This window comes from Ruegeria sp. AM2 (genome assembly GCF_056540685.1).
Map to the genome: position 1 here is coordinate 77,993 of NZ_JBQFXE010000006.1, position 12,505 is coordinate 90,497.

Below are 12,505 nucleotides of genomic sequence, written 5' to 3' on the forward strand. Positions count from 1 at the left end.
CGTGCAAATGATTTGAACCTGTTTGCACCTCATTCATGACCCAATTCTGGCGACCCGTCAACCGCGCTGATCACTTTAGCGGGCGGGTCACCTTTTGCCTTGATCAATGAAGAGGAGCCGAACGGCGCGGGCAACAACCGCAGCCACGGCTAGAGATATGTCTAAAGATGATGACGACGACGATTTCTATCGTCCCCCCGCACCCACCACGGCGGGGCTGATGTTTCCTGCGCGCTCAAAATTCACAGTGCGCGGATTTACCTTGGCCATGACGCCCGCCGAAATGAACTGGCGGCAGTTCATTTCAGCCAGTCAGCTTGAACGGGTAACCTGCCTACTCGCTCTCGCGGATCCAAATCTTTGGAACCTGCACGATCAGCCGCGTCCCGTTAGCTATATTGATGCCTCGGGGCGTCAGCGCACGCATCGCTTTGATTGGCTGGCGGAGTACCGAGATGGATCACGTGTTGCGATGGCCGTCAAACCTGGCGAACGGGTCGAGCGGCTGAACTTCCGGAGCACACTCGCGGCAATTCGACGTGATCTGCCCAAAGGATTTGCCGACAAAGTCTGCCTTATCACAGAGCGCAACCACCACCCGAAAGAAGTGCAAAACGCAGAGCTTTTGAATTTCTTTCGACGCTGCCCGGACGAAGAGGCCGATCTTCTCGTTGTTGAATCCATCGCAGGTCTCACAGACGAGTTTTCCATCGGTGATCTTATCAAACCTCTGGGCTTGGGTGCGCGCGGCTTCCGCGCTGCCTTCAGAGCTATTTACGCGGGGCTTCTGCAAGCCAACACGCGTGAACGCATTTCCACCAACACAATCGTCGCCCCCCGAAAGGACAGGTCATGAAAGATATCCAGTTTCAGCTCAACATCAGCCTCGAAGATGCGGTGATTGGGAAAGGTGAGATACACTTTGTTCAAAAGGTCACGGAAGACACGGTTGCACTGCTCGCAAAACAGGCTGGCGCTGTTCCCCTGACGTTCACCCATGAAGAACTCGCCATACTGCTCGAAGGCGGGCATTTCTCGATCGAGTATGGCTATTTCTCGGATCGTCAGGCCGCGCGTCGTGCGCGGGCAGGGCGGGCGTTGCTCTCGCGCTTATCTCTCAAAACCCAGCTACTGGCTTTCCAAGGCGAAGCCTGGTGTGACGCGATGCGCGAAGGGGAAGAAGAAGGGTGGTTCAATCGATCTTCAAAGCGGTGGTTTGAATTTCTGCCGCAACTGCATGAGCGCGTGAAGCAGAAACTTCAGGATGGGGTTCTCAAAGCCATGAATGGTGAGCTGGTTCCCCCAGACCTCCTTTCACATGTTCCCGGACGCAGCACAATCATGCAAAAGTACCGGATCTGGGTAGAGACCCGGGACCCAATGATCTTTGTCAAAAGATCTATTTTCAACGGTCAGAACGGCAAGAGGGTACATCCGCATGTCGAAGCGATCATTCAGATCGAACTTGCGAACTATCTACATCCCAACGAGATTTACCCCTCGCAAGTATTGGATGCCGTAAACAGCGAGGTGCGCCGAAAGAACATTACCCTTGGGATCGCTGGTGAGGATCTTCTTCCGGAAGTCTCGCTGAGCACGATCGAGCGCCGCATCAATGAGCTGGATCGGTTTGAGGTGTTGGCTGCGCGCAAGGGTGTCGCATATGCCAAGAACAAGCTAGGTGCCCATGTCGGAGGCATTAGGCTCCAAGCCCCTTTGTTTCGCGTGGAAATGGACGAATGGGAAATCGACCTCATTTCGATCCTGAAGAGCGCAGGGATCGACATCACGCATACTAGCCTGCGTGATCTTGAACTTGGGCGGTACTGGGTATGCGTGGCAATGGACACCGCCAGCCGTTCAATTTTGGGTCTCAAGCTTTCGACTGCGCCAAGTGCAGAAGATGCGAAAGCAGTTATCTGGATGGCAATGCGGAACAAGACTGCGCTTGCATCCGAGCTGGGATGTGAAACGCCCTGGTCGCAACACGGGCATGTCTATCATGTTGTGGTCGATAACGGCCCGGCTTTTGTCAACGCTGACTTCAAGGCTGTTCTGTCCGATCTGGCGATTGACTATTCGGTTTTGCCCGCCGGTGTTCCCAGATTGAGAGGGATCATCGAGCGCGTATTCCGCACGATAGCGACCTTGTTGATGCCCTATCTGACAGGTCGTACGTTTTCTAACCCGCAGCAAAGAGGCGACTATCCGTCGGAAAAATATGCGGTGCATACCGCAGAGAGCATCTTGGAGCTGCTGGTCCGGTTCACAGTTGACGTTTACCATAATCGCAAGCATCGCGGCCTGGAATACGCGACACCCAACAACATGTGGGACAAGCTCGTCTCCGAGTTTGGTTGGTCTCCTCCAATGAGTGCGCACAAGCTGCGTCACATCCTGGGACTGAAATTCAAACGCCAGACGGGCCCGCATGGCGTGGTGATGAACGGTGTAAACTATCATTCCAAACGCCTCGCCAGGCACTTTCAGAAATACGGTCAGCAGACTGTCGAAGTCAGTATCGATCCCGAAGATATGGGTCATATCTCAGTTTGGTTGGAACGTGGAAATAACAGCGGGTGGTCAACGCTGGAGGCAAAGGTCGAAGGGCTCGAAGGGGTATCGTTCGCCTCCTGGGAGCGGTCGGTCTTTGAACTGCGCCAGAACAATCGTGCGGCCGCCAGCCTGACGCAGGGTGTCGTAGACCGTGCAATTCGTCGGATTAAGGAAATTGACGCTGAGCAACGCGCGGCGCGACAGCTTGGCCCGATCAAACTTACCAGCGATCAGATCAAACGTGCACAGAAAGAAACGTTCTGGGGCCTTTCTCTCGGGTCCGATCCGGACAGTACCACCGACACAAACGCTCCGAACCCGGATCAGGACATGGGATTCCTTTCGGATGAAATTCCCTACCTTCCCGGCCCGCTGCCCGAAGAAGAACCAATACTGCCAGAGGAGAGCGAAAGCGAGTGGCTCTTCAGTGACGAGTTGGACGACGGCGATCAGAGCAGATCTGACGAAACCGAGGAGACGGACGATGAATAAGCACGCCAAGAAGTTTTGGACTGACAAGGACATCCGCAAAATGGTGCAGAGTCTGAGGAAGCTTTACATCCCGCGGCCAGAATTTAACAAACTTGATGCGCGCTTTGGCTCCCTCCTTGAGCAGCGCCGCGCAGACGATGCGGACGGTGTGATGTTCACGGCCAGAAGCATCATGCTGGTGGGGCCGTCGGGGAGCGGGAAAACCACTGCCGTGCGGCATCTCAAGCAAAAGTACAGGCACGCAATGGCGACGAACCCAGAGGAGGAAATCTGCGAGTTTATTGGGCTTCAGGTGCCCAGCCCGGCCACGATGAAGTTTGTTGGTGCGGCTACGCTGCGGGCGCTGGGATACCCGTATTCTGGTAATAAACAGGGCCCGGCAATCTGGGATCAGGTCAAAGAGCAACTCCGGCTGCGTCGAACGCTCTTTCTTGGCTTCGACGAGGCGCAGGATTTGGCTCGTTTCCAAACTGACAAGGAACGGCAATCAGTGGTCAACACCCTAAAATCTCTGATGGAAAACTCCGTCTGGCCAGTGGGGCTGTTGCTGTCCGGAATGCCTGACCTCAAGAAGATTGTAAATCAGGACGCGCAGCTGGCACGTCGAGTTGATCCGATTGAAATCGGGCGGCTGCACGCGGTGCGCGATGTCGAGCAGGTCATCAAGATCGTTCAAAGGTATGCTGATCGGGCGCAGATTGATGTTGATGCCTCGGTGAAGAATGAAGCCTTTGCCATGAGGCTGATGCATGCAGCGGACTATCAGTTTGGACTGATGGCCGAGATCGTGGTCCTGGCGGTGTCGCATGCGCTGTTTACCCAAGGGTTCGAAGCCAATCTAAGTATCCGGCATTTTGCTGAGGTCTATAGCGAGCGTAACGGAGCTGAAGCGTGGATGAACGTCTTCGTTGCCGAAGACTATGGGCGCCTCAACCCCAGAAAGCTCCTGGACGATGGGGAAGACCCTGACGACGGAGAAGATGCATGAGATCCGCCCTGAACCCCATTCTCCCCCTTATCGAGGGGGAGACACCCTCAGGTTACGTCAGTCGAGTGGCGCGGCTCTATCGAACCACGCCGCGAGACCTGTGCTCTGATCTTGGAATGCGGTGGCCATTTCTCTGCTCCGGGCATGAGGATCAATTGGAGCATCTTGCATGGCTGTCAGGACAGGATTATTCGGCGTTGAAACTGTGGTCAGCGACAAAGCTCGCGGCTGGCCGATATCGCGTGGGGCATACACATTCCTCAACTGGCGTATTTCGCAGGACGGCTTCTCGGTTTTGTCCTCTCTGCGTGTCGGAAGCGCGGACACAGACAGGCGAACACGGCATTTATGAGCTGTTGGAATGGAAGGTCCTAAGCCTGCATCGCTGCGAAAAGCACGGGATAGGGCTGCGAACACTGCCCGCTGCGGGTCACTCCCACGAAGCCTATGATTTTGCAACACAGGCGATCAGGCACTGGGACGTGATTGCGAAGGCCGCTACCGAAGCAACCATTCTGCTGCCGACCAAGTTCGAAAACTATGTCCGCGAACGCATCCGAACTGGCCCTCAAGCAGACTGGCTCCACACGTTGGATCTAACCAGCCTGCATGCGGCTTGCGTTTCTCTTGGAGCAGCGTTGGAACGGGGTGGCGTTACGAAAATTGCAAAGAACCTTGGTGGGTCAGATATGCCTCGACTGGCTGAGCTGGGGCATTCCTACCTGTCAGATGGGCCAGAAGGATTGTCACGAGCGCTCGACCTGCTGCATAAAAACCGCCGGAGTGAGCGCCCGTATTTCAGTTCCGATCTGGGGCCGTTTTATGAGTGGCTTCATCACGCCCAGGACGAACCAACGCTGCACGATGTGCGGACGAAAACGCGCGAGCACATCTTTGAGACTTATCCAGTTCCTTTGGACAAGGAGGTTCTGGGGCAGAAACCACAACGTGAAATCTGGCTCACGATGGAAGAGGCCCGCAAGCGTTCGGGTTTTGGCGCAGTCTTTTTGAAAAAGTTGTTGGGGCATCTCGATGGCATCAACCCAGATGAGGCCTTGAAACGCACGGATGTGCGCGTATCAGAGCTTGCCAAAGTTCAAGCGTTTTGGGCGGATCTCGTCAACCTGTCACAAGCCGCAAGTCTTTTGTCGATTCGGACTGAGCAAGTCAAAGCTCTCATGTGTTTGGGGGTTCTTACTGAGGTCCAAATAACGTCAGCCTTGCGATATGCGCGGCGTCAGGAAATCCAGTGTCTTCTGCGGCGCATTGAGAGCCTGCCTCATGTTTCCAACGAGGTCGGTTACCTACCACTTAGAGCGTTTTGCCGTTCAAGGGGCATTCCTCTGGCCCGGGTTGTTGCGGCTTTTGGGTCGGGTGAATTGGAGGGGCACTTGCGGCAAGGGACGGGCGCCGGTGTTCATGCGATTGAGGTTGCTGAGCGGGCTTTCGCTTCAAAGGATACCATCGGCCTAGAACGCGATTTGACCCTCGCTGAGGCGGCAAAGTTCCTCAAGATCAGTGTCATCTCAATCCGCAAACTTCGCGATGCAGGCTATTTGGCTGTTGTCAACAAGCTCAACCCGGATACCAACCACATCAAGACTTACATCTCGTGCGACAGTATTAGCGTCTTCCAGGCTCAGTATGCCACGTTGGGCCAGATAGCGATGCATCGCAATGTAGCCCCGATCCACCTCGCACGGCAACTCGATCGCGAAGAGGTTTTGCCCATTTCTTGTAATGGGAGTCTGGTGCGTGTCTATGACAGGGAGGCCGTATTGCCGGATGGAAATTGGCTTTCCAATTCCGCAGTTGATCGGCGGGCGCCGGAAGAAGACCAATGAGCAAGCTTGCGCTTTCTCTGCGTCCCGAAGCGCTGGAAACTCCCACATCCTTTCTGTCACGATTGGCTGCGCGAAACGGTTGCCCAGATGTAGTGTCCTTTTGCGCTGATGTCGGGTTGGATCTGCTTGCAATATCGAACGGAGAGGGGGATGCTCTAAAGAATCTGTATCTCCTTGCTGGTTTGCCGAAAGATTCATTTATCAAGACGGCCGTAATCAAAACGGCGAGGAATGGGTGTCGGATCGGACAAGAGACGTTTGAACCCCTGACTTTCAATTGGGCTCAGGTTAGGGTCTGTCCAAAATGCCTTTTAGAGCCGCATCAGCTGTTGCCAGAAATCTGGGAAAAGACACATCAGTTTCACTGGCAGATACGCCAAATTGAATGCTGTTATCTGCACAATGAGAGGCTGCTTACCATATCGCGCAAATCTTTGCGTTTGAGGCGCTTTGATACCAGCCTGGCAATCAAAAAAACGTGGAATGAAATTCAATCTGCGGACAATCCCACGATCGCGGATAGCTTTGATCGCTATCTTTCCGAGCGGTTGATCAGAAGACGCGGCCGGTCTTTGTGTGACCAAATGAGTATTCCGCTGCTTTGCAGAATTGCGGAGGCCCTTGGCATCACTCTGGCCTATGGCAGGTTGCAACGTCGGGGCGATCTCGATTCCCATGCAAAACGGCAGGCTCTTTTGAAAGGATTTGAGCTCCTGATGGAAGGAGAAAATGCTATATTTGGTGCCTTGACGGAATTCGCTGAAAAAACAGCGCGAAATTCAAATCGCTACAGCTGGCCACATTTCGGCGCATTACGCAACTTTCTATATAGAGACCTGAGTTACTGCGAAGGTCTGGATGCCTTTCGAGAATTGATGCACCGCTACGTCGTAGATCGGTACCCCATTTGGCCGGGTACGGTGGTCTTCGGAATAAAAGTAAAAAAGCGTCGGGTTCACACTCTCACATCCGCGAGAAAATACCTGCACGTTCGTCGGGACTTATTCGAAGAGATTCTGATCGATAGCAGTCTCGGTCATCGGGATGGGAACGGTACGCTAGTGCTTGATGGCATCCTGACTGTTGAGATTGTCGAAGGTTTGAAAGAGGTAACGTCCAAGTTTCTCTCCAAGAAAGACGTCGCAGGATTTCTTGGTATTTCGGAAAAGGTGGTCAAAGAGCTTCAAAAACGCAGAATCTTGCGACCTAGAACCGGTCAGGATCAATGGGAGCGCAAAGGATATGATGCCGAGTACCTGCAAGAGATGCTGGACAGTATTTTCGAGGGGACGCGCGTGTTTCGAAATGCTCCTGATGGCTCCTGTACACTACCGGACGCGACACGACGTGCCCAATGCAATGTTGCAGACATCGTGGAGTTGATCCTGTCAGGCCAAGTGAAGGTGACCGGGCGTATTGGCCAGGATTTTGCGCTCAAGAACTTACTGGTTTCCCAAGCTGAGATTTCCAAAGCTTTGTCGAAGCCCTCTCGAAACGGATTTACAAAGCAAGAGCTTGTTCGAAGATGGTCCATGAGCCGGCTGACTCTTAATCGATTGATCGAAACTGGCGTCCTTCGTCAGAGGCGGATGAAGCACAACCAAAGTCGCGTGACAGGAATGCTTGTGCCCGTTGAGGACGTTGAGGCTTATGAGCGGGACAGGTGCAAGTAGAGTGTCAGGTGTTCACTGCACCAGCGACGACAAACGAATGATGCGAGTTCCACTCTGAGCAATGCCTGATTGAGGGCTGGCAAGTTCATTCGTAATAGTTTGGGCCGAGCACAGATGGATGCTCAAATGGGAGGCATGGAGTAATGACTGATGGTGAAAAAAGTCTTTTCGAGAGGCTGAAACCGCTATGGGAAGCTGCGGAAAAATTGGGTGGGGTAGATCCCGATTTTGATACGAAGGCCTTTCTCGATGAGATGTGGGGAGAAGACTATGCGCAGTCCGACGCATCGGGGGAGCGCAGAGGCAGCCTGGGTTCTAGTGACGCGGAACTCGCCGAAGACGTTGAAAAGCAGTTTAAACTGATTGCGGCCGCTTTTGCCACAGGAAACGCGGTTAAGATCGATAAGGTCATAAATCAAATTTTAACCATTAGGCGTCTGAAAAGGCTGGGGTTTTATGAGCCAGGAGACCCGAATGATGAAGGCCGAGTTGGGTGACGATACAACCAGAGATCGCTTCACATAACACCCGTTCAACGATGTTCGCGGTTTGTTGTGACGTTGCCAATCATCCGTTGGTTGCGAAAACCTGCCATTTGAGACGTAGTTCGAAGATGACCGCAGTGCGGACAAACCAACCATTCGACCTGCAACGCCGAATGGCTGGTTCAGGACAGGAGGTGTTACCCGCGTCCGGAGGTGTCCCACCAATGCGTGTGCATGAACTGTGGTATCGCCTTTGTTTTGCCGTTCAGACTGTTGATCGTTCCGGCCGTCAGCTCAAGTGCCATCCACGCTTCATGCGCGGTCAGCAGATCCGGGTAAGGCGTTTGTTTGTCTGTCGGGACAAAACCATACCGAGGATAGAAGGTCGGGACGCCCAGAACAAACACAGCGTCTGTTCCAATCGACTTTAGATGCTCAATGCTGTTTTCCATCAACTCCTTACCGACGCCACGACCTTGATACTCCGGCGACACTCCACAGGGCGCGAGAAGGTAGCATTTTGCGTCTCTGTGATCTTCGAAGACAAACGGGGTGAACAGCACGTTGCCTGCGATCCGCCCATCACGGTTCACACTGATCGAGATCGTGTCCGGGTGATCAAGGAAATCTTTGGCAAGTTCAGCGGTTTCTTCACCTTCTGCTTCCCCAAACGCCAGTCTGTGGACTTCCAAGACCGCGTCGATTTCTGATTGGTTCATAGTTCATTCCTATCTTTGGTAAACTTGTCCGCGCAGCAGATGACCCTAAAGTCGGAGGCTCGTACTCCCGTGCGCGAAACAACGATTCATTGTCTGTGTTTTAAAAACTCGGCTAAACTTGCTCGCTTGGGTGCCCCCACATAAGCGGGGCTGCATATGGGCCGGTCACGCTTGATGTGGATTCTCCGATGCCATCCAAAGCGCCCGGAGTCAGTTCGCGTGCAAACCAACACTCAAGCGGCGCCTGAGTTCTTACAGGCGGCAGGACTTTGTGGGGCGTGTTGTATCTGTTCCCATAGTGGAAAGGTTCCCCCATGACGAAGATCACATCTGCATCAAGTTGCTGTTCCGCCTCCTCCATCAGGCGCGTGGCATAGCCTTGTCTCTGATACTCGGGCAACACAGCCAGAGGAGCGAGAACAAAGCACTTCAGGTGTGGTGCCTCATCGATTGTGAGCGGGGTATAGCAGGCATGCGCAACCCCCTCATAGACGATGGAAAAGCTGCCATCTGCGATCAGGTCATCCGCAAAATCGGCATACAGTTTGGCATGTCGCTCATCGTACAGGCCTCCGGCAGCAGCGAAAGCCTCGTATTGGATTTGGTGAGGCGTTTTCATAGAAAACTCTCCTTCTTGATTTGATTATCTTTGGTTCATTTGCGCGCGCACGGATTGGTTCCCTAAGTGGGTAATCCGATACGGGCGGCCATTTTTTGATTTGATGAAGCGCTTGTCTTTGAGGCGTGTGAATACGTCCATCGTGCACGCAGGGAAGGCGAAGCCGTCACGTGTATAGCATTCGACGGATCGCACCTTGCCATTGTCGGCGCGCACGTATTGTATCTCACCACCTAAGGCGAGTTCATGCAAAACACGTTGCTCGTGCTTTGAGATGTTCATTGGGATGTCTCGATTTTAAGAAAGTACAGAAACAGGACACTCAGCGTCGCGCGTGAGTGTGCCTATCAATGTTGGTGTTCCCGAATTTGCTTCGCTGGGAACGGGCGTTAGGCCCGGGTCTCTTTCATAAAATCTCCATTGCGAGAGGCGACTCACCTCAAGCGTTCGCCGTACCTAGTCTTCGATTTTAGAAACGTCAACCGGAATACCGCAAACTAGCAATGCGGCGCGAAGAAAACGGACCTCCGCAACCCAGCAAACTGACGATGGATTTGGTGGAGGTTGTTGATACTTCGGGCGTTGCCGCGAATGGCAACTTCAAAGTACAGGCAAAATTTCTATAGAAGGCAATCAAACATGCAGTTCAACTAACTGGATGAGATTTCCGCAGGTGTCTTCAAAGACTGCCATTGTCGCGCCACCTGCCTTCACTGGAGGTTGTGTAAACTCAACGCCTGCCGCCTCAAGTTTGGCGACCTCAGCCTCAATGTCGTCAACACGGAATGCCGAAACGGGAATGCCATCAGCCATAAGTGCTTCCTGATAGGCGCGAGTTGCTGGATGCGCGTTCGGTTCTAAACCCAATTCCACACCTTCGGCCTCCTCCGCAGACACCAGAGTTAACCAGCGGTGCTCGCCGAGTGGAATATCGTGCTTCACTACAAACCCAAGTTTGTTGGTGTAGAAATCCAGAGCCTTGGACTGATCGTCCACAGAAATGCTCTTCATGTACATTTTCATTGTGCGTCTCCTTGAGAATATAGGTCCACCCAGGGATTGATCGCATCCGCGATCGGCGCGGCCACCAGAGTGTGAATTTTTGTGCGCCCCCGCCAGGTCGTGGAGATCAAGCCTGCATGTTCCAGCGTATTCAGATGTCTTGTGATGCCTTGTCGGGAAATTGTGACTGAATGCTCATCGAACAGACGGGCGCAAAGTTCAAAAAGCGTCTGGTCGTGACGCTTTCTCAGCTCTTCAAGGATCAACAACCGCGTTGTGTCAGCAAGGGCACTGAAAAGAATACTTAACTGCGGGTCGAATTGAACACTCATGCCTCTTTATGCAACAATTTTGTTGCATGTCAAATCGAACCTACTGTTCGTTTAATTTGCAGCATCGGTCAATTAGGGCTCTCTCCCGCCGTTCTCCGCATGCTGCACAAATGGCGGGTATAGAAACTGCGAATGCCCGTTCTCGAGGAAAGCTACTGCGACTCTGCGAGACTTTGCCGCCATTTGGGTGTCCACACTGAAAGTTCGCAAATCGAAAAAAGACCCGACGCTTGGCCGGGTCAATTGGTGACGACGGGGATCGTCGCTCCCAAATGTGGTGATCTGAGAAATTCCCAAATGCATCTCACTCAGCTTGTTGGGGCTTTCGTTTAGAGAAGCGGGAAAAAAGCCGTCCGTCAGTTACGGCAAAGCCCAAAGCAATGATGGCAAATCCAATCCACGCATTCGGCTCCATCTTTTCACCCAGGAATGTAACACCAAGACCGATGGCGAACGGTGGGATCAGCAGCGTAACCAAAAGCAGATTGGCGGCACCGGCGCGCGCAAGGATTGCGAAATAGAGAACATAGGCCAGTGCGGTTGATAGTGCGGCCATCCCGATGAGCGCCGCCCATACTCCAGCAGACAAAGTGAAGCTTGGGGGCCCATCGATCACGAGAACAATTGGGATCATAAGCACTGTGCTGCCGATCAGCATACCAAGCGCATTCACGAGCGGTGGTTCGCCCGAAAGAGCAGTTCTGCCCCAGACACCGGCAAAAGCATAAGAGAGCGTCGCCCCAAGGATAGCCAGCTGTGCCAGATTGCTCGGGTTGAACTCGGTCAATGCGCTTGGCCCCATAATGAAGGCCACCCCTAAAATACCCAGGGCCGCACCTGCTATCTTCTTAGGAGTCAACGGCTCGTCCTTCAGAAGCAAACCCGCCACGACTGCTGCGAACATTGCTGTCGTTGCATTTAGGATTGAGGCCAGCCCGCTGTCTATTTGCGTTTGCCCCCAGAAGATCAACGAAAACGGGATTGCGTTGTTGAGTGCACCCATAACGAGATAAGCGCCCCATACCCGAGGGGTGCGTGGAACGCTCAATCCTTTGAACATGACGATTAGCGCAAGAATAGGAACCGCCCAAATAACCCTGTGCAATGTAATTGTAAGTGGTGGCACCTCGGAGAGTGCAACCTCGCCAAAGAAGAAGGACCCGCCCCAAACAGCGGCGAGCAGAAGCAGCATGATGCTGGCTCTCAAATCCAATGTTGGTCCAGGTAGCGGTGTCATGTTTTACTTTTCCGTCACTAAAGTCTCAGTAACGGACTAACTTGGGCGGCCTGATACCGCGACCCGTATCTTGCGGAAAAGGCCCTATGCGAGACTAATCGCCCCACGAAACTCGCAATCCCACGGTTTGCATCTTCGCTTGACACATCGAAGGTCGATGTATAGATGCGCGCCATGAGCAAAAAAGCAGATACCCCTGACCTGACCAGTTCCGAGTATTGGAACAATACAATCAAGATGAGCCTGTCCAAGTTCTTCATCCTGTGCGTTTTGCAGGACAAGGAACTGCACGGCTATGACATCGCCAAAGAGGTCGAACGCCGCACCGAAGGGTGCTGCACGCCAAAAGAAGGCACGATCTATCCGGTTCTAAAGCAGTTCATAGATGGCGGCTACGCCACATTCGAAACTGAGGTTGTCTCTGGTCGTGAGCGGAAGATCTACGCTGTCACTGAAAAGGGCCGGAGGGCGTTTCAGGTGGCATTGGCAGAGTGGATGAAAATCACCCGTTGCTTGCAGGACTGTTCCTGCTTGGCAATTAAATAGGAAAAATTTTGA

At 53.3% G+C, this 12,505-nt stretch carries 12 protein-coding genes; 7 read left to right on the top strand and 5 right to left on the bottom strand.

All coding sequences use genetic code 11. From position 1 onward, the window contains the following. Positions 1-157: 157 nt before the first annotated feature. From ACR0CR_RS13045 to ACR0CR_RS13070, 6 genes are all read left to right on the top strand, one after another. A complete protein-coding gene (locus ACR0CR_RS13045; protein WP_480599708.1) occupies positions 158-856 on the top strand; it encodes a hypothetical protein in 699 nt (232 codons plus the stop codon). Continuing rightward, complete coding sequence (locus ACR0CR_RS13050; protein WP_480599710.1) at positions 853-3,048, top strand: DDE-type integrase/transposase/recombinase; 2,196 nt, start codon at positions 853-855, stop codon at positions 3,046-3,048. Before ACR0CR_RS13045 ends, ACR0CR_RS13050 begins: the two co-directional genes overlap by 4 nt. Further along, complete coding sequence (locus ACR0CR_RS13055; RefSeq protein ID WP_480599712.1) at positions 3,041-4,036, top strand: TniB family NTP-binding protein; 996 nt, start codon at positions 3,041-3,043, stop codon at positions 4,034-4,036. Before ACR0CR_RS13050 ends, ACR0CR_RS13055 begins: the two co-directional genes overlap by 8 nt. Continuing rightward, positions 4,033-5,880: a TniQ family protein gene (locus ACR0CR_RS13060; protein ID WP_480599714.1), complete on the top strand. Its 1,848-nt coding sequence runs from the start codon at positions 4,033-4,035 to the stop codon at positions 5,878-5,880. The genes ACR0CR_RS13055 and ACR0CR_RS13060 overlap by 4 nt, the downstream gene beginning before the upstream one ends. Then, the gene (locus ACR0CR_RS13065) at positions 5,877-7,553 is read left to right on the top strand and encodes a TniQ family protein (protein WP_480599716.1); all 1,677 of its coding nucleotides are present in this window, start codon (positions 5,877-5,879) and stop codon (positions 7,551-7,553) included. The genes ACR0CR_RS13060 and ACR0CR_RS13065 overlap by 4 nt, the downstream gene beginning before the upstream one ends. Positions 7,554-7,696: 143 nt before the next feature. Further along, a complete protein-coding gene (locus tag ACR0CR_RS13070) occupies positions 7,697-8,050 on the top strand; it encodes a hypothetical protein (protein ID WP_480599718.1) in 354 nt (117 codons plus the stop codon). Positions 8,051-8,235: 185 nt separating this feature from the next. Here the strand turns inward: ACR0CR_RS13070 and ACR0CR_RS13075 are convergent, their stop codons facing one another. The 5 genes from ACR0CR_RS13075 to ACR0CR_RS13095 form a co-directional block, all read right to left on the bottom strand. Continuing rightward, positions 8,236-8,757 (bottom strand): GNAT family N-acetyltransferase, encoded by a 522-nt coding sequence (locus ACR0CR_RS13075; protein ID WP_480599720.1) that lies wholly within the window; start codon positions 8,755-8,757, stop codon positions 8,236-8,238. A gap of 112 nt (positions 8,758-8,869) precedes the next feature. Beyond that, positions 8,870-9,376 (bottom strand): GNAT family N-acetyltransferase, encoded by a 507-nt coding sequence (locus ACR0CR_RS13080; RefSeq protein WP_480599722.1) that lies wholly within the window; start codon positions 9,374-9,376, stop codon positions 8,870-8,872. Between the two features lie 24 nt (positions 9,377-9,400). After that, entirely contained in the window at positions 9,401-9,658 is a 258-nt protein-coding gene (locus ACR0CR_RS13085) for a YjhX family toxin (RefSeq protein ID WP_480599724.1), read from the bottom strand. A 351-nt stretch (positions 9,659-10,009) separates the two neighbouring features. Then, the gene (locus tag ACR0CR_RS13090) at positions 10,010-10,399 is read right to left on the bottom strand and encodes a VOC family protein (protein WP_480599726.1); all 390 of its coding nucleotides are present in this window, start codon (positions 10,397-10,399) and stop codon (positions 10,010-10,012) included. 615 nt (positions 10,400-11,014) lie between these two features. Beyond that, a complete protein-coding gene (locus ACR0CR_RS13095; protein WP_480599728.1) occupies positions 11,015-11,947 on the bottom strand; it encodes a DMT family transporter in 933 nt (310 codons plus the stop codon). A 174-nt stretch (positions 11,948-12,121) separates the two neighbouring features. Here ACR0CR_RS13095 and ACR0CR_RS13100 point away from each other — a divergent pair, with 174 nt between their 5' ends. Continuing rightward, a complete protein-coding gene (locus ACR0CR_RS13100) occupies positions 12,122-12,493 on the top strand; it encodes a PadR family transcriptional regulator (protein ID WP_480599730.1) in 372 nt (123 codons plus the stop codon). Positions 12,494-12,505 lie beyond the last annotated feature (12 nt).